This window comes from Leptolyngbya sp. CALU 1928, assembly GCF_056784215.1.
Window position 1 is genome coordinate 1,250,856 of sequence record NZ_JBXBCE010000001.1, and the last position, 18,233, is coordinate 1,269,088.

Annotated in this window: 15 protein-coding genes and 1 tRNA gene; 8 read left to right on the forward strand and 8 right to left on the reverse strand. The window is 49.9% G+C overall.

What is annotated here, in order from left to right:
• Positions 1-134: 134 nt before the first annotated feature.
• Together AC1S5B_RS05830 and thiL are read right to left on the reverse strand one after the other, a co-directional pair.
• On the reverse strand, positions 135-3,233 hold the full coding sequence (locus tag AC1S5B_RS05830; RefSeq protein ID WP_482034744.1) for a UPF0182 family protein: 3,099 nt from the start codon (positions 3,231-3,233) through the stop codon (positions 135-137).
• Positions 3,205-4,248, reverse strand: a complete 1,044-nt coding sequence (gene thiL / locus AC1S5B_RS05835) for a thiamine-phosphate kinase (RefSeq protein WP_482034745.1) — start codon at positions 4,246-4,248, stop codon at positions 3,205-3,207. The genes AC1S5B_RS05830 and thiL overlap by 29 nt, the downstream gene beginning before the upstream one ends.
• A gap of 156 nt (positions 4,249-4,404) precedes the next feature.
• Here thiL and AC1S5B_RS05840 point away from each other — a divergent pair, with 156 nt between their 5' ends.
• From AC1S5B_RS05840 to moaA, 4 genes are all read left to right on the forward strand, one after another.
• Positions 4,405-5,538 carry a hypothetical protein gene (locus AC1S5B_RS05840; protein ID WP_482034746.1) on the forward strand — a complete coding sequence of 378 codons (1,134 nt, stop codon included), beginning with the start codon at positions 4,405-4,407 and terminating at the stop codon, positions 5,536-5,538.
• Between the two features lie 128 nt (positions 5,539-5,666).
• Positions 5,667-6,245, forward strand: coding sequence for a TIGR04376 family protein (locus AC1S5B_RS05845; protein ID WP_482034747.1), 579 nt, complete (start codon positions 5,667-5,669; stop codon positions 6,243-6,245).
• A gap of 338 nt (positions 6,246-6,583) precedes the next feature.
• Positions 6,584-7,306 carry an IS1 family transposase gene (locus AC1S5B_RS05850; protein ID WP_482036601.1) on the forward strand — a complete coding sequence of 241 codons (723 nt, stop codon included), beginning with the start codon at positions 6,584-6,586 and terminating at the stop codon, positions 7,304-7,306.
• 159 nt (positions 7,307-7,465) lie between these two features.
• A complete protein-coding gene (gene moaA, locus AC1S5B_RS05855; RefSeq protein ID WP_482034748.1) occupies positions 7,466-8,452 on the forward strand; it encodes a GTP 3',8-cyclase MoaA in 987 nt (328 codons plus the stop codon).
• A 471-nt stretch (positions 8,453-8,923) separates the two neighbouring features.
• On the opposite strand, the gene AC1S5B_RS05860 is transcribed toward moaA, so the two are convergent.
• Together AC1S5B_RS05860 and AC1S5B_RS05865 are read right to left on the reverse strand one after the other, a co-directional pair.
• Positions 8,924-9,790: a class I SAM-dependent methyltransferase gene (locus AC1S5B_RS05860; protein ID WP_482034749.1), complete on the reverse strand. Its 867-nt coding sequence runs from the start codon at positions 9,788-9,790 to the stop codon at positions 8,924-8,926.
• A 127-nt stretch (positions 9,791-9,917) separates the two neighbouring features.
• Positions 9,918-10,712 carry a class I SAM-dependent methyltransferase gene (locus AC1S5B_RS05865; RefSeq protein ID WP_482034750.1) on the reverse strand — a complete coding sequence of 265 codons (795 nt, stop codon included), beginning with the start codon at positions 10,710-10,712 and terminating at the stop codon, positions 9,918-9,920.
• 169 nt (positions 10,713-10,881) lie between these two features.
• Here AC1S5B_RS05865 and AC1S5B_RS05870 point away from each other — a divergent pair, with 169 nt between their 5' ends.
• Positions 10,882-12,729, forward strand: coding sequence for an iron uptake porin (locus tag AC1S5B_RS05870; protein ID WP_482034751.1), 1,848 nt, complete (start codon positions 10,882-10,884; stop codon positions 12,727-12,729).
• Between the two features lie 75 nt (positions 12,730-12,804).
• Here the strand turns inward: AC1S5B_RS05870 and AC1S5B_RS05875 are convergent, their stop codons facing one another.
• Both AC1S5B_RS05875 and AC1S5B_RS05880 read right to left on the reverse strand, forming a co-directional pair.
• Positions 12,805-13,983 carry an NAD(P)/FAD-dependent oxidoreductase gene (locus tag AC1S5B_RS05875; protein ID WP_482034752.1) on the reverse strand — a complete coding sequence of 393 codons (1,179 nt, stop codon included), beginning with the start codon at positions 13,981-13,983 and terminating at the stop codon, positions 12,805-12,807.
• Position 13,984: 1 nt separating this feature from the next.
• Complete coding sequence (locus AC1S5B_RS05880; RefSeq protein WP_482034753.1) at positions 13,985-14,359, reverse strand: c-type cytochrome; 375 nt, start codon at positions 14,357-14,359, stop codon at positions 13,985-13,987.
• A 274-nt stretch (positions 14,360-14,633) separates the two neighbouring features.
• On the opposite strand from AC1S5B_RS05880, the gene petG reads away from it, so the two are divergent.
• Positions 14,634-14,747: a cytochrome b6-f complex subunit V gene (gene petG, locus AC1S5B_RS05885; protein WP_171572052.1), complete on the forward strand. Its 114-nt coding sequence runs from the start codon at positions 14,634-14,636 to the stop codon at positions 14,745-14,747.
• 74 nt (positions 14,748-14,821) lie between these two features.
• On the opposite strand, the gene AC1S5B_RS05890 is transcribed toward petG, so the two are convergent.
• Both AC1S5B_RS05890 and sppA read right to left on the reverse strand, forming a co-directional pair.
• Positions 14,822-14,902, reverse strand: a tRNA-Leu gene (locus AC1S5B_RS05890).
• Between the two features lie 130 nt (positions 14,903-15,032).
• A complete protein-coding gene (gene sppA / locus AC1S5B_RS05895) occupies positions 15,033-15,872 on the reverse strand; it encodes a signal peptide peptidase SppA (protein WP_482034754.1) in 840 nt (279 codons plus the stop codon).
• Positions 15,873-16,061: 189 nt separating this feature from the next.
• Between sppA and AC1S5B_RS05900 the strand changes: the two genes are divergently transcribed.
• Both AC1S5B_RS05900 and AC1S5B_RS05905 read left to right on the forward strand, forming a co-directional pair.
• Positions 16,062-17,132 carry a DMT family transporter gene (locus AC1S5B_RS05900; RefSeq protein WP_482034755.1) on the forward strand — a complete coding sequence of 357 codons (1,071 nt, stop codon included), beginning with the start codon at positions 16,062-16,064 and terminating at the stop codon, positions 17,130-17,132.
• Positions 17,133-18,233 (forward strand): glycosyltransferase family 4 protein, encoded by a 1,101-nt coding sequence (locus AC1S5B_RS05905; RefSeq protein ID WP_482034756.1) that lies wholly within the window; start codon positions 17,133-17,135, stop codon positions 18,231-18,233.

Consider the following 18,233-nt stretch of genomic DNA (forward strand, 5'->3'; position numbering starts at 1 on the left):
TAGATGCCGTTAGAGAATTAGCAGCTTGATTGCAAAAAAAATTGCCTCCATTATTCACTCAGAGTTCCCAAAAACAATCGAATTGAACAAGTGAATGAATCACTTGACAAAGATCTTTCTGACTGTGTTGACACTTATTCCACAGGACGCACGATCGCCGGAGTTATAGGTTTCTGCGGCTGAAAAATGGCTTTCAAAGCTTCTGCAAAACTATCTGCGATCGCAATCCGGTTTCCGTAAGCCACAATCACACTGACCAAGGTTGGTAGACTATTTTTCTCAGCTTCTAAATAGAGCGGCTCCACATAAAGCAATGACTGCTCGATCGGCACCACCAGCAAATTGCCCTGTAATGCGCGTGATCCTTCCCGATTCCACAGCGTAATTTTTTGTGAAATGGCTGGATCTTGATTGATCCGCGCCTCGATTTGTTCAATCCCAAAAACCAATTCGCCCTTGGGAAATACATAGAGCAATTGCTTGCCATAGTTGGCTCCATCCGATCGCGCCGCTAGCCATGCCGTCAGGTTAGTGCGTTGGCGAGGCTTGTAAGGCAGCAACAAAACAAACTCTTCTGACTTGTCAGTGGTTGGCAAATTGGTAATCAAAAAATATGGATCGACCGGCTGGGTTTCATTGCGATAAATTTCGTCAGGAATCTGCCACTGATCTTCCTGGTTATAAAACACCTTCGGATCGGTCATGTGATAGGTCATCAGCCGTTCAGATTGCACACTAAACAAATCAGCCGGATAGCGGAGATGGCTTTGCAGAGCAGCAGGCATGGCGCTCAGGGGCTTAAATAAGCCTGGGAAAATCGCTGCCCAGCTTTGAATCATCGGATCAGACGGATCAGCAACATAGAAATTGACAGAGCCGTTATAGGCATCAATCACCACTTTGACCGCATTCCGAATGTAGTTAAATGGATAATTTCCGACGATATTAGCCGCTGGGTTCGCAAGCGGTTGACTGGGTTGGGAGTAGGGGTAGTGGTCGCTGGTGGTGTAGGCATCCAGCATCCAATATAAATAGTTAGGCGGGGCGGCTGGGTTCGATTTTGAAGTCGGGGATTGATTTTCACAGTTCAGGTTTAAGCCTTGGCAGCCAATATCGGCGGTGACAAGATAGGGATCATGGTCGTAGTGCAAGAAAGGGGCGATCGCCCGCACCCGCTCCAGAATATTGCGGCGAAACAGCAATTTTGTTTCTGGCGTGAAATATTGAGTCAACACCATTTGCCAATCGTGCAGATATCGAGCAAACAGCAGGCGTTTCCAAAAAGGCGCGATCGTCACACCGCCCTCGCCAGAGTACGTGTTGTAAACGTTCTCGCTACCGCTGGGATAGTCCAGTTCTTGCAGTGTTCCGCCAGTCATGACGTAAGTATTGGCAATCTCGCCATAATAAATACGCGGCTGACCGATGGGGATATTATCCCGAATCGCAGGATTCGCCGTGTTGAGGGTTCCTGCTGAGGCTTGGGTGTTGGTGCCAATATCTTTGACAAAATAGTCGGGCAACCCACCCGGCGCGACCTCGTTAACCGGACTCATGGTGAAGCCATAGCCGTGGGTGTAGACCAGATGTTCATTTACCCAAGTTTGCGCCTCGGTGGGCACGGCGTGATAATCCAGTTCTCGTGCGGCAATGAGTACCTGCTGTTTGGCGGCAGATTCGTTAGGGCGACGAGCTAGGGTATAGCGATCGATATCAGCGTCTGCAAACCGATAGTAAGGGCGAATTTGTTGAAGTTGGCGGTTTGTTGCCAACAGGGGTCGCGTATCCCAAAGGCGAATATTCCGAATGGTTGGCTCGTTTTTTTCAATATCAGCGTAGGTCAGTTTCCCAGATGGATTAAATGTTTCCACCTGGACATTTTCTAGACCAAATGCCGCGCGGGTTAAGGAAATATTGCGGCTAATATAGGGTTGTTCACGGGCAAGCTCATTAGGCTGAACAATGACATTTTGAACAATCACGGGTAAAAGTGTCGTCATCGGCACCAGCAGAAAATAGCCGGCGAGGAGGAAAAAGGGGATAGGGAATAGGGAATAGGGAACAAGGGAAAGGGAAGGAGGGGCGAAGAGGCGGTTTTTGGGTAGGGCGTACCAGAAAAGGATGAGGGCGATCGCGATCGCTAAAACCGCCATGCCCAAGCAAACGGGTAAATTCACCCAAACATCGGTGTAGCTGGCACCAAACACCCCGCCCTGGGTTGAATACAGCGATTCATAGCGACTCAGCCAGTAGCCTAACCCCACAACCAGCAGCAAACAGCCGCCTAAAGCATAGAGATGACGCTGTTGCGGCTCAGAAATCCCGATAAGCCGTCCTTGGCTTAAACTATTGCCAGACAACAGATAGATTAAACTGACGGCAAGCAGGCTGTAGGCAGTCAAGCCCACGAGCCAAAACTCTAAAAGTTGCCACAGGGGCAGCGAAAAAATGTATAAACCAATATCTTTGGCAAATAGCGGATCGACACGCTCAAAAGGGCTGGCATGGAAGAACAGCAGAATTCGGCTCCAGTTGGCAGCCAGCACCCACCCACACCCCACACTGAGGGCGATCGCAAAGGTGTTGAGCAGAAACCGGGGAAAAATCAGCAGGGCGATGACCAAGGCAATCCATAGCCCCATTACCCCATAGAGCAGGGGAGCCTCAGATTCTAAAAGCGTTTTGCCCAGATGCCAAATAGACTCTAGTTGAAAGCGATCGGGCACAGGCAGCAACGTTTCCGCTTGAGTTCCCCTAGCTTGCCAGAGCGTCACGACCGTTTGGGCATAATGAAACACCAGTAGGGCGATCGCGCTGCTTAGACTCACCGCCAACAGGAGTAACCATCGAAAGAACCGCGAAACTCGCTTTTTTTGAGGCTGTGCCAGGGGATTTGGAATCGTGGAGGGTTGCGCCCTTTCCCAATCCGCAGGTTTCCAATTTTTGGGATGTTTGAATCGCTGGGCTACCCACAGGTTGCCTAACAGCCAAACGAGGCTGATCCCGGTGACCACACTCCACAAAACTACTTTTGTGCCTAGCCGTACCCAGAAAGTTTGGGAATAGCCGACCTCGTTGAACCATAGGCTCTCAGCCACAATCTGACAGCCAATGCCCAGTAGGAACCAAACCGCCATCAGCAGCAATAGCAGCCAGACCAATCGGCGCAGCAGTCGAGGCGATCGCAGCCCCTCTGCAATCCAGTTAGTTAAAGTGCTGAAATCCTTGTTCAAAGCTCAACCGCTCATCAGGATAGGTGTGACTCGAATCGACTAACCACACATCCGGCTGTGCGGTCGTAATTCCAATCATCGCACTCTGGTCTAATTGGTCAACCAATTTCACTGCTAAATCAGTGGGTAAACACAGCACTAGCTCAAAATCTTCCCCGCCATACAGTGCCCATTTCATCGCTTGCTCACTCCCAACCCAGTTAGATAGGGCGGCTGGAATGGGAATCTGGCGGCGATCGATTCGGGCACCTACGCCACTGGCGCGGCAAATTTGCAATACGGCATCGGCGAGTCCATCGCTGCTGTCCATGCCAGTAAGAGGTGTCGGGTGTCGGGCTTCGACGTGAGCGCTCAGCCGAACGGTGTCGGGTGTTGGGAAGAGCAAGGGCAGGACATCTAGGCGGGGGCGGGGGCGTTGATGGGCACGGACTAGGGCGGCGCGATCGCGAGGAGTTAAATCATGTCCCTGATCAGGATGAAGTAATAGTTCTAAGCCAGCGCGGGAGGCTCCATGGGTGCCAGTCACAACGATCGCTTGTCCGGGTTGGGCGGTTGCTCGACGAATGAGTTGATTGGGGTCGGCTTGCCCAAAGGCGGTGATGGCAACGGTGGTCACGGGCGATCGCACTACATCGCCCCCCACAATCACGGTGTTGTAGTGTCCTAAACACTCGGTTAACCCTTGATAGAGTCGTTCTACCCAGGCGATCGCCAAATCTCCCGGCACTCCCAAGCCCACGGTAATGCCGATCGGAGTTGCCCCCATTGCTGCTAGATCGGATAAATTTGCGGCGGCGGCTCGCCACCCTGCATCCTCTGGGCTAGTGGTGAGATCGCTAAAATGAACCCCATCCACCAGCATATCCGCCGTCACCACCAAGGATTTTCCGGGTTGAGTCGTTAAGACCGCTGCATCATCCCCTACCAACTCAGCAGGACAAAATGCTTGCAGCCACTTTAATAAACCCTGCTCTCCCAATTGCTGAATGCTGAGTTCAGCGTCTAAATCCTTCATTTGGCTCCCGCTGTGGCTAGGTCTGTAACAATTCAAGACTATCCCATCCGCTCCCCATGAACTTTGCTACATTGAATCATTCCAAAGGGTAAATCGCTCCCGAACTGATTTCTTCATCTATAATTTTGTCGAGCATTCATTTTTTACGAGCAGCCTATGTTTCAGGATGCCAGCACGAATCCAGCTTTGCCAAATTCCCCCGATACACTTGCCGAAGCTAAGTCGGAGGGGGTTAAGTCGGCGGAAGCTAAGTCAGAGGCGAATAGTTTTTCTTCAAATTCCTACGCCGATAGTCTGATGGATGATCTGTTCCAAGATGTGGAGCAGCTTTTGAATGGAGAATCGCAACGGTCTGATTCATCAACGCTGACGCGATCGCAGCCTGTTGATTTGCTATCTGATCCAGAAGGATCACCTTCAGATATGCCTTCTTCTAGCTCTGTGAGTGCCCCCACAGAAGAATCATCGGCGAGTTCGGCTCTGGCAACGCTGCTTAAGTCACTGGCTGTTAATCAACCTAATGAGCAAATTGCCCAAGTGCCTGAAATGACTATGGCACCAAGCGATGCTATTGTAGCGCCCCAGAATCGCACCTCTGGCGGTGTTTATGATCGCCTATTGCTAGCAGTGGGCTGTGTGTCGATCGTTCTATCATTGGCGCTGTGGTTGTTCTATCAAGAATCGCGCCGTTCGCAGGTTATGTCCTCGGTGCCTGCCGCAGAAGTCGCCGCAAATCCGGTGTCTTCAACCCAAAATCAGTTTTCGGATTATGCCCAAAAAGCGCTGCAATCGATTGACCAGCGATCGCAGCAAGGCATTACCCCTTCTGCAACGACCTCAGGGGCAACCACTCCTGCAATGCCGACTGTGACGGTGCCAAAAGCTATTACTCCCAGCGCTCTGCCTCCCAGCCGAACTGCTACGGGACTTGAACGAGTGTATGTTCCGGTCTATCAGTTCCCCTCAAACTTTAAGCCTCCTAATTCAGTGACTCCTTTGCCAGCGGGTGCGGCACCTTCAGCCGTGCCGCAATATGGCGCGCCTGCACGTAAGCCAGCGGCGGCAGCAACTAGCCCCATTACTCCCGGTGCGCCCCGAAGGTTGGCTGGGGTGTTGGAGTTGGGCGATCGCTCGGTTGCCTTGTTTGAAATTAATGGTGTGACCCAGCGCTATGGCATTGGTGAAAGTATTGGCTCCTCTGGTTGGTCGTTGGTGGAAGTGTCTAAAGAGCAAGCAATGATCCGACGCAATGGTGAGGTGCGATCGGTGTTTGTGGGACAAAAGTTCTAGGCGGTTTTGGAGATCAGTTGTTAGTTTTTAGTGGGATGGATACAGTGTGATGGGGGTTGGGTGGTGCCTATCGGCGATCGCTCCTAACAACTTGATCGCCCTCTTAAACTATCGCTGGAGCCTTGATTATGGGTTTATTTGATGATTTCAGTCAGTTCTTAGAATTGCGCCTAGAAGAGTTTTTGCGCGACAATCCTCATCTAGAACTGATGGTGCTGGAAGAAAAGCTGCGGGATCAGGAAGAAGAAACCCTCAAGCTAATGACCGACTTGAAGGTAAAGGAAAAAGCCTTGCAGGATGAAATATTGGCGATCGCCCAAGAAATTCAGCTTTGGCACGCCCGCATCGAAAAAGCTAAAGCCAAAGGTCGGCTCGATCTGGCTGAACCTGCCGAAGTGCGGGAAGCTGACCTATTGCGTCAGGGAAACCAAAAATGGGGACAACTGGAAATGTTGAAAGAACGCTTTCAGCAAACCCAAGAGTTGCAGAAAAAAGTGGAGCAACGCCGCAAAGAAGTTCAAAAAAAAGTAACCGAGGCACAAGTCAACCGCACAACCACTCAGTCTGGAGCCGAAAGCACCTCAAACTGGAGCAAAAACCCGACCTATATGAACAGCAGTGGGGGTAAAGATCCCTTAGACCAGCAATTTAATCGCTGGGAAGCTGAGGAAGAACTTGAACAGTTGAAGCGCAACATGGGTAAGTAATATCTTTATGCATATCAGCTTTGAAATAGCTTGGAGCTATTGATTTCTAGCTCAAGATAACAAAGTTCGTATTGTTGCAGAATTACTGGGATTTGACTCCCGCGAATATAATTTTTGCCTCGACAATATAGTTGACGTGAGCATTTACGTTTAGCCTTAAGTTGAGAACGAGCAATGGTAATTCGTGTAGCTGATCTGGAGATTAGTCAACATCTATTAGCAGGCGATATCGTGATTTTACTGGACGGAAACCAAGCGGGTAGTGCCTTTTCGTAAAGGATAGATAAAATAGGGAATGACTGTTATCTTCAACGCCTATGTCAAGCCTTCCTCCCTTTCTGCGTTGTCCCAACTGTTTGTCTGAAGACATCATGAAAAATGGCACCACTCGACGGGGCAAACAAAACTACAAATGCCGTGATTGTGGTCGTCAATTTGTGGAAAATCCCCAGTGGAAACCTCGGAAAAAAGACAGCACTGCGATGATTGACCATCTGCTGTTAGAGAAGATCCCCCTGGCGGGTATCGCCCGTGTGCTGAAGTTGTCAGAGTCTTGGCTACAAGGCTATGTCAACCAATGCTCCAAGGAGGTGCCGCGTCAGGTGCAGGTCACCCCCAAGACCAAGGGAGCACTAAAGGTGCAAATGGATGAATTGTGGTCGTTTGTGGATGACAAAGGCAACAAGCAGTGGGTGTGGCTAGCACTGGATGTCGAGACACGTGAGATTGTGGGTTGCCACATCGGTGATCGTTCCAAAGACTCGGCTTTAGCCTTATGGCAATCGATGCCAGGGGTGTATCGGCAATGCGCCGTGATTTACACCGATTACTGGGATGCTTATCGGGCAGTCCTACCGAGCCAACGGCATTGTGCCGTTGGAAAAGAAACAGGGTTGACGAGCTACATCGAACGATTCAACAACACCTTAAGGCAACGGGTGTCTCGATTAGTGCGAAAGACACTGTCATTTTCTAAGAAATTGGATAATCATATCGCTGCGATTTGGAACTTCATCCATCACTACAACGAACGGATTCGCCTGCAACTATCAAACTGTTGAGAAGGCACCCCTTTTCCCTCATCCTTTACCAAAAAAGACTACCGCTCTCTCAACGGTAGAACCCGTCAATCCAGTGCAAGATACAGCAATTACAGTTGAAATCAATAAATAGCAACGCCTATTACCTCAGCGACTCTAATAATCCGGCACAATGGAAACATGAATGCAATTGATTATCTTCGGATTAGCTTGGTCGATCGCTGCAACTTTCGCTGTCAGTACTGTATGCCGGAGGGTTCTGACCTCAGCTATGTGTTGCAGCAAGATTTGATCACGCAGGATGAGCTATTGACGCTGCTTCAAGACGTTTTTATTCCCATCGGGTTTACTCGATTTCGGCTTACGGGTGGCGAACCGCTGATTCGTCCTGATGTGGTGGAAATTGTGAAGGCGATCTCCACCCTGCCCGAAACCCAAGATCTGTCCATGACCACAAACGCATTTTACTTAGAGAAATTGGCAGAACCCCTCTATGACGCAGGCTTACGACGGATCAACATTAGCTTAGATTCGCTGAAACCAGAGGTATTTGATCAAATTATTGGCAATCGGGGACGCACTCGCTGGCAGTCAGTTTGGGATGGGATTCAAGCCGCTCATAAAGTCGGATTTAACCCGTTAAAGCTAAACGTGGTAGTGATTCCCGGTGTGAATGACTCAGAAATTCTAGACTTGGCGGCACTGAGCCTTGATCGCGAGTGGCACATTCGCTTTATTGAATTCATGCCAATCGGCAATGGCGACTTGTTTAGCGATCGCGGGTGGGTTGCTTCCGAAGAACTGCGCCGCCAAATTCGCGATCGCTGGGGCTTAACCGAAGGGCAGGTACGCGGCAATGGACCCGCCGATATCTTCCACATTCCCGGCGCAAAGGGTACTTTGGGCTTTATCAGCCAGATGTCAGAATGCTTTTGCGATCGCTGTAACCGAATGCGCCTGTCTGCCGATGGCTGGCTGCGTCCCTGCCTGCTGAATGAAACTGGGCAGATTGACTTGAAGGGAGGATTGCGATCGGGCATTCCCACATCAGACCTCCGCCGCCAAGTCCGCGAACTGGTGTTCCTCAAACCCGAAATTAACTACAAAGAACGCGACTCTGGCACCACCGGACGCTATGCCCGTACCATGTCCCAAATTGGCGGATAGGCTGGGTTTGAGGTGCGATCGCACGCTAGTCCTATTAACGACTGCCACTTCTTGCCGCTTCTAGATGTCGGCGAGTTACGGTCTGTACTTTCTCATTAAAGTCAGGATCGTTAGGACTTGCAATAATCTTCAGCGTCCGCTGATTAATTCTGTCTAGGTGCATTTAGGGATTGTCTGTCCGATAAACAGAGAAGACTATGCTGCTAACAAGAGAATTGTTGAGGGCGGTGTTAAAGGTTTAAGTGAATTTTACAGAGTTGAAAAACAGTACAAGCTCAAATCCCAAAATTGTCGTTTTGTCCAGCAAAGATTCATACCCAGAGTTTGAGTCAGAAATGGAGCGTAGTAATCAAGTTTTTGCCCTCAACATACAGTTAACACACTAGGGCTAATAAAACTGTTTTGGAGCGGACGTTACCGAGATCTAGATGGTGCAAAGGTTGTTAGCCGTCAAACAGAAACGTTCAGCGTTTAGCCCATTGCCCATTGTTTTCCGTTGACTGGCTCAAAATTGGGGGTGGAAAACTCAACGGACTGGGACGCGATCGCTTTTACGCCGTGGGTGACTTGATGCAATAGCCAAAAGTCTTGGGTTTGCACCTTGCCAAATCCGGCTGCGCCCATCCAAGCATCGGTGCTGCCCTGAGCGTATTCACGAATATAGGGTTCTTCAAAAATGTCGGTTAGCCATTCGGTTTGTCTCAATGATTTTTGGTTGCCATCCAAAATCAGCACTTCGCCGCCAACGGTAAGTAATCGATGGCACTCGCGCAAAGTCTCCTTGGCGATCGCGGGGGGCGTTTCATGAAACAGCAGCGAGGCAGTGACCAGGTCAAACGATGCATCAGCAAATCCGGTTTGCTCAGCTAAACCATGTTTCCATTGGATTTCCAGCCCTGCTTGATTGGCTTTGTGTTCTGCCACAACCAGCATATAGGGCGAGAGATCTAGCCCGATCACTTCTGCATCGGGAAATGCTTTTTTTAACAAGAGCGTGGTCGATCCCGTGCCACAGCCTAGATCTAAAATGCGGCGCGGCTTGCTCTGCACACTATCAATCAGGGCTTGGCGCACCCACTGTTCATTGGGCGGCAGGGCATATTGCGTAATCGGATCATAGGAGACAGCGGCACCAACAGTGAGATAGCCACCTTCAATACCGTGAAAATTTTGGCTGCTATAGTAAGCAGGATAATGGACGGTTGGGTTTGTTAGGCGCTCGCTGGCAGACTTCCAATCAATGCTGTCATGAAACCGTTTCAACTCGTCCTGATTGATCACGAGTTTGGCGATGGGAGCCAGAAAGCGCTCAAAAATGGTGTCTGTGCGAGTTGCCATAACGATAATTTAAGGATCAGTGATCGCAGAAGTGGTGAATCATTGGGCTATTTCCTCACAGTTTAATGAATCTTGAAGGATTCAGGCAGCGTTTGCTAGAAAAAATCTGATTTGCAACCGAACCTATTCACCCGGCTTCATTTGGATGAGCCAAAAAAACTTGGGTGCTATAAACCAAACTGATGTGCCCTTGCTCATCTGCCCAGCGATCGCACAATGCTTTCAATTCACTCACTAGCCGTTGGGTCGTATCGTCATCTTTCGGCATATAAGAGGTACTTTGGGCACGACCGATTAGACTCTCTAAACTTAACGACTGCTGATAGGGAAACTCGTGCTGTGAGATATTGCCAAAATAGGGGCTGGCAAATAGAGGTTGCGCTGAAACCATGCGACTTTCAGCCGGATGATGGTTAGATAACTGTTGAACAAGCTGAGTGTATTCTTGAGTCAATGGGTCTTGGCGATCGCGAGTATTCCACACCAGCGCCAGCCGCCCCGATGGTTTGAGAATCCGATGAAATTCTGGCAGACAGATCGCCGGATCGAACCAGTGAAATGCTTGAAAACAGGTGACTAAATCCACGGAATCATTCGGTAATTGAGTCTGCTCTGCTGCAACCGCTTGGAAGGTGACATTGGCATGAAAAACCGCCGCTTCTCGCATGGCAGCATTGGGTTCTATTGCCCAAACTCGTAATCCTTGCTCTGCCAATAGCCGAGACGCAATGCCTGTTCCGGCTCCAATATCGGCTGCAACTAGCTGATGCGGATTCCCCAGTCCAGCTAAAATCGCAGCGATCGCGGCGGCTGGATAACTGGGGCGATGGTTTGCATAATCGGTTGCCCGGTCTGAAAACCTTTCGAGCGGCTGCATTGTGTGAAGTGGAGTGTCATCTGAATGATTCATCAATTGAGTCATTGTTGCTTTTGCCTAAGTTGTCATGAGCAATTCATCCGCTTGTAATCAAGGATACATATTGTTGTGGATGTTACATAATCACTCCTGTTTGCTCTGGTAATATCCTGTATCTAAAGGATGATGGACATCCAAGCGATTTAATGTGGTTGTTCTTGAGGTGTGAGATTCGATGGTGTTCATTCAACTGTTTTATAAAGCAAAAACAAAGTTACCAGCCCTAGTTTGGACAGCTTTATTCGCTTCTGGTGCGGCTGTGGGTTTGATCAGTTCTAGCGCGATCGCGTCAGAACCTCAAACGGCTCAACCAGGTGTCTCTCCAATCTTGGTGGCAGACACGCCAACGGTTTCTTCTAAAATCGATCAAGTCATCTCTACTTCCAATAGTCTAGAGGGTGGAGAGCCAACCAGCGAAACGGAGCAAGATCAAGTCACGTCCGTATCACAGCTAACGGATGTCAGACCCACCGATTGGGCATTCCAAGCCCTTCAATCTTTAGTCGAGCGTTACGGTTGCATTGTCGGCTACCCCGATAAAACCTTTCGGGGCAATCGGGCACTAACGCGTTTTGAATTTGCCGCTGGCTTAAATGCCTGCCTAGACAAGATCCAAGAATTGATTGCTGCTGCCACCGCCGATTTTGTCAAAAAAGAAGATCTGGAAGTTGTTAAAAAGCTTCAGGAAGAGTTTGCGGCTGAACTTGCGGCTCTGCGCGGTCGAGTGGAATCGCTGGAAGTGCGGACTGCAACCCTGGAAAAACAACAGTTTTCTACCACCACTAAACTCAGCGGCAATGTCTGGTTTAACTACAGTGGCGCAACCAGCTTTGACAAGAATATCCGCTATGAAGGTCGTCCTGGTGACCCAGCCGAGGGGCGGTTTGCAGGCGCTAGAGATGCCAATGGGTCTCCCATTGTTTTAACCACAGACGAAGCTCAACCTACCGCTAGTTTTCTGACGTGGCTCAACTTTAATACCTCATTCACTGGACGCGATAATTTGCTGATTCAGTTGGCAGCAGGGAACGGCATCTCTCCTGCTAACCAGTTTGCCTCGGCAGGCTTCTTCAACTCCTTTGGTACTCCCTTTACCGATCAAACGGGTGGACCGAACAATGGCAGTGCCGAGGTCGTGATTCACGATTTGTTCTATAGTTTTCCTCTGGGCAATAACATCAAAATCACAGTCGGTCCCCGCGTGAACTGGTATCGCCATTTTGACTTCAATCGCTATACCTTCTTTATTACAGGTGCCAGTAGCTTTGATTCAATCGGTAATACGCTTTCCAACGCGATCGATCGCGGGTCGGGTGCAGTCGTCGAGTGGAACATCAGTCCGAAACTACGGTTTGCGGCTGCCTATCTGGGTGAGAACACGGAGTTCCTGCCTGCCTCGATTTACAATACCTCCAGCAATCCACAATTCGGCTTGTTTGGTGGCACCAATACTTCCACTGCCGAGTTAACCTTTTCTCCGACTCGCAACATCAATGTCCGCACCTTGTATACCTACACGCGTCAACAAGCTAACTTTGGACAGGTTGGTGGTGCAACTGGTGAACCTATCCCCTATGGTTATCTGGATGCAGGTCCCGGATCTACGGTTGGTCTTAAGTCCGCTACAGCGCACCACTTGGGGGTTAGTGCAGACTGGGCAATTACGCCAAAATTTGGCATCTTTGGGCGCTATGGGTTGGGTTGGACAACACTTCAGCCGATCGATAAGCTAGTTCGCACACAAGCCTTTCAAGCGGGACTTGGCTTCCCTGATTTGATTAAAAAAGGTTCCTTGGCTGTGGTTACGTTCTTAATGCCCATGGATATCCAACAGGGACGGCGTTATTTTGCGGCAGGTGGCGGCGATGGCGGCACGATGTATGAGCTAGAGGCATCCTACTACTACCCAATTACGGATAATATCTCGGTGGTGCCGGCGTTCTACGCAATTTTCAATGCCAACAACTTTGATAGCAACCCCAATATCTATGTGTTCAACTTGAGAACGCAGTTCAGTTTCTAACAAGTTTCATCCTCAACATCCATCGGAGCTTTGCAGTAATGCAAGGCTCTTTTTTTGTTTGATTCACAGGCAGTGCTAGATGAACCGATTGGGGGAGAGTGGGGCAAGGAGTGGGTCTTTTGTGGTGGCGATCGCGGCTTGGGCAAAACGACGGGCAAGGGGCGGCACGATCGCCAATGGATTGCTAAAGCCAGAAAACAGATGCACGTTCTCTGCATCTGCAATGCTGCCCACTAGTGGCAAAGAGTCGCGGCTAAAGGCAATCAGACAATGGTGCCAAGTACCAGGTAAATCTTGCAGCGCTGGCAAGATTTTTCCCACTTGGGTTCGCATTGCTTGTTCGCTGGAGATCGCATCGATAGCGGCATTCGGATCAGTTAAAGTACGGCTCACCTGCCCGATCCGGAGCGTCCCATCCATCAGTTGAATCGCGCCTGCATCGAGAATTGGAGGAATCGGTTCATGTCCTGGTTCATCCCAGAGGCTGTCAAATTCCACAGTGCTGGAAGTTGCCTCTAACTTAAACCGTTGACCATTCGCAGGCATGACCAGCGATCGCAGATTGATATCCACAGGCGGCGTTTCAATTAGCTCAGCGTGGGTAAAGTATTGCTGCACTGAAATTCCAGCCGATTTCAGCAATCCTCGACTCATCGCTCCCGCGCAAACGACTACATTTGCTCCTAAAAAGGATTTATCCCCACAGGTTACGCCAATCACTTTTCCGGACTGTTGCAATAATCCAGTTACCTGACCAATGTGAACCTGACCACCTAACCGGGTAAATGCTTGGGTGTAGGCATCAATGGTTTTTCCAAGGTGGAGGTGCCCATGCTTGACGGTCAACGCGCCGGAAATTGCCGCAGGATTCAGCAAGGGTTCCAAATCGCAGGCTTCTTCTACACTCACTAAGCGGGGTGGAACGGCAACACTAGCATAGGATTGGGCGATCGCCTGTGGGTCATCATTTAATGCGATCGTTAGCACCAAATCCAATTCGCGAAATTGGGTGCTTTCCCCTAATTCCTCAGACAAAAGCGGATGCATGGCGCGTGCTTCGGCACAGAGTTGGCGAGTCAGGTCTGTGGTGCCTGCCCAATAAGCAATGCCACCGTAGCCATAGCGCGAGGAGCCTTGCAGGGCTGCATGTTGCTCTAGTCGCAATACTGAGAATCCTTGATGGGCAAGTTCATAGGCGATCGCTGCGCCTGTAATTCCAGCACCCACCACAATCCAATCAACCGATTTCGTCATGTTAAAGGCTTTCGAGATAGCGAAGTAGATCAGCCATTTCTTGAGGAGACGGCTGAAACTGCGGCATTGGCGGAGTGCGACCACTAGTAACCTGGTGAATCATGCCCACTTCAGATTTGCGGGAAGAAACATCGCGAAGGCTAGGTCCTACAAGCCCATTGGCAAAAGTGCCATGACAGCCAGCACAATTCATCTGAAAGATCGCGTTTCCCTGAGCAATATCGCCAGGAAGCACTAAAACGCTTTGAATATAAGGGTCGGATGTGCGGAACTGATGGAACCCTAGAAGCCCCAAAAAGGCGATCGCGATCGCTGCCAAGGTGCCCAGTGCAGCTTGGTAAGGAAACCTTACTCTTCCAAGAACTTGATTATCCAAAAGTTTTTTAAGAAAATATTTTTGAAACGGTCAGCGGTCGGCTGCCCATAACCTTCTTCAGTTTAAAGCCTCTTCAGATAACTTCGCAAAGATATAAGCTTAAATTGTGAAATTTAATCTATGTATAAAAATTAGCGTATTCATTCATGTAGCTCTATTCATAGGCTCTAGCGCGAAATCAGTACTACTGTCTTTCAATTTTTGAGGCTGAACCCAGTACCATAGGAGAGAGGCTACTTTGTTAGATTGAATAAGGACTAGAGGGAGTTTTACCGTGATTGAACCGATTCTTTTGGGTATTGTGCTTGGTTTAATTCCAATCACCTTGGCAGGCTTGTTTGTTGCGGCTTACCTGCAATATCGTCGTGGCAATGAACTAGGTTTGTAAGTCGGGTGTCTGACTTGAACGTATTTGTAAACAGAAAGCCCAGTCACTGACTGGGCTTTCTGTTTGAGATCCTATGCGGATGGCGAGACTCGAACTCGCAAGGCAAAGCCACACGCACCTCAAGCGTGCGCGTATACCAATTCCGCCACACCCGCACAAGGAACACTCAGTCTATCACGCTCTGCTGTGTTGATGAGAACGTTTAACCCCAAGCTTTGTCAGCATACCAAAAAGGTGCGTACTCTGGATGGGGAGCGATCGCAGTACAACGATTTTCTTCAGCAATTAAGGACGATAAAGCCATAGCGGCATCCCATTGGTCGCTAGCTCAAATTCTAGCCATTGTGCCCCAGCCGCCAGACCCGGTAGGTTGTTGATTGAGCTAAGCTGAATAGACTCCCGCGACAGTAGCCGCCCCACGAAAGGCTTGCGTTCTTCTAACGTAAAGCAGCGGGTTTTTTCAGGATCTAGCCCGACGAGTTCTGCTGTCCACCGACGCGCGTCTTCCTCAGAGCCTAAGCGATCAACTACGCCGAGTTCTAGCGCTTGCTGCCCCGTAAACACTCGCCCATCTGCAAAGGTTTTGACGGTATCCACCGCAAGGTGACGAGCATCCGCGATCGTTTGGACAAACTGCTGATAGCTGATATCAATCAGTTCTTGCAAAATATGACGTTCTGGCTCAGTCATTTCGCGATCGAACGCCAAAATATCTTTGTAAGGTCCCGACTTGATCACCTTAAAAGAAACCCCAACCCGTTCTAATAACCGCTCTAGGTTGTTCCCGCGCAAAATCACCCCAATACTGCCGGTAATCGTGCCGGGGTTTGCCATGATGTGTTGGGCACCCATGCCGATATACACGCCACCGGATGCCGAGATATTGCCAAAACTGGCGACGATTTTGATCTTTTCCTGGAGACGTTTGAGGGCAGCATAGATTTCTTGAGAATCACCTACAGTGCCGCCAGGACTGTCAATTCGCAGCAGCAGTGCCGGAAATTTGCGTTCCTCAACGGTCTTCAATGCTTCTAAAACATGCTTGCGAGTGGCTCCGGCGATCGCGCCATTGATTTCAATCCGAGCAATTTGTTTTTTAAATCGAGGCTTAAACGGCCAAACCATAAGGCGTATTATTCACAGAAAGGATTCAATAGTGAACGGTTTGCTAAACACGTTCAGCACTTAACATAAGTATAGAATTAGTTAAGGTTAGATGAAGTGGCGTTGAGACGCACTCAGTCAATCGCCTCACAAAAACCAGAATTCATTGAGCAATGTCCTCTGTTTCTCGCTATCCAGTACATAAAGCCCATGAACACTGAGTCCGTCAAGTCTAAGCTCTCATTTTATCCATTGCTGTTGATTTCTCCTTTTTTCTTTTGGGGAACGGCGATGGTTGCCATGAAAGGAGTGATGCCAAATACGACTCCGCTATTTATGGCGGGAGTACGGCTGGTTCCGGCGGGACTGTTGGTGTTGGCAACGGCATTCATTAGCGGCAAGCCCCAGCCCAAAGGATGGCAAGCTTGGCTATGGATTGCGCTCTTTGCCTTAGTGGATGGGGCAATGTTTCAAGGTTTTTTGGCGGAGGGCTTAGTCAGAACGGGGGCGGGCTTAGGCTCGGTGATGATTGATTCCCAACCGCTAGCCGTGGCGCTGATGGCGTGGCTATTATTTGGTGAAACAATTGGGCTGTGGGGCTTGCTAGGCTTAGGTTTTGGCATTGTCGGAATTACCCTCTTAGCGTTGCCCGATGAGTGGATTGTGAGTCTGCTTCAGGGGCAAGTGTCCTTAGACAGCTTTCAGTGGGGCGATTTAGTCCATAATTTATTTCAGAATGGACAGTGGTTGATGCTGTTGGCATCCCTGTCGATGGCGGTGGGAACGGTGCTGATGCGATATGTCAGCCGCCATGCTGACCCGATCGCGGCAACGGGCTGGCACATGATTTTGGGTGGATTGCCGCTGTTTGCCCTGTCGGCTCGATTTGAAACAGAGCAATTTGTTCATCTAGATGCAGCAAACTGGTTATCAATCGGCTATTCCACAGTGTTTGGCAGCGCGATCGCCTATGGCATATTTTTCTACTTTGCCGCTAGCGGTAGCCTCACCAGCCTTAGTTCCTTGACCTTCCTCACGCCCGTGTTTGCGCTTTTCTTTGGTAATCTATTTCTGGGTGAAACGCTGAGCCAAGTTCAGTGGTTTGGCGTAGGGCTAACCCTCGTCAGCATTTATTTGATTAACCAGCGTGATGTGTTAGCTGAGAAATTTCAAACCATGCGGCAAGTTCCTATTTCGGAAGTATTGCAACTCGATCAACCGGAAACTGCCCCAATTCAAGAAGTTAAGCCCCTACCTGCACCAGTGGCGGAGCCAGACTAGATGAATTCTACTTCGCCGCTTAATTTACTGTTTCTCTCAACTTCAGTAGGACCGTTGGGTTCAGGGATGGGCGGCGGCGTGGAACTGACGTTGAAGAATATTGCCCAAGCCTTACGCGATCGCAGCCACAGCATTACCATTGTTGCTCCGGCAGGTTCGGTTCTAGAAGGCTTTCCGGTGGTTGAAATTCCCGGTCGGTTGCAAAGCACGGCGCAGAGTGAAGGGCGAGAGGCTTGGGTGGCGATGCCGCCGGAATCGGTGTTGGCGAATATGTGGGAGTACGCCCGACAGGTGCAGGCAGACTATGACCTGATTCTTAACTTTGCCTATGACTGGCTGCCCTTGTATCTGACTCCGTTTTTTCACACTCCGATCGCGCATCTAGTCAGCATGGGTTCATTAACCGATGTGATCGATCAAATCATTGAGCAGGTTGTGACCGATTTCCCCAATACGATCGCCCTTCACAGTCGCGCCCAAGCTGAAACCTTTGAGTTTGGCGATCGCTGCCGCGTGGTGGGTAATGGCTTTGATCTGTCTCAGTATCAATTTTGCGCTGAGCCTGAGAATACGCTGGCGTGGGTCGGTCGGCTGGCTCCTGAAAAAGGCTTGGAAGATGCGGTAGCTGCCGCTCAAGCCACCGGAATCCCCCTCAAGGTTTGGGGTGTGTTGCAGGATGTGCCCTACTGGCATGACATTTGCGACCAATATCCCGATGCGCCAGTGACCTATGAAGGCTTTTTGCCGACGGCAGACTTACAGCAAGAATTGGGCAACTGTCGGGCGTTATTGATGACTCCGCACTGGGTGGAAGCCTTTGGCAATGTGGCGATCGAAGCGCTTGCCTGCGGCGTTCCGGTGATTGCCTACGATCGCGGCGGTCCCGCAGAAATTGTCCAAAATGGCAAAACTGGCTGGCTGGTGCCCCCCGATTGCGTTAAAGGATTGGTGGACGCGATCGCGAAAATTGACCAGATCGATCGTCGTGCCTGCCGAGAACAGGCAGAACGAGATTATTCGTTAGCGGCAATGGGCGATCGCATGGAGCAGTGGTTTGCCGCCATCCTTCCAAAAGCAGCGCCTGAAAAATCACCACTCTAG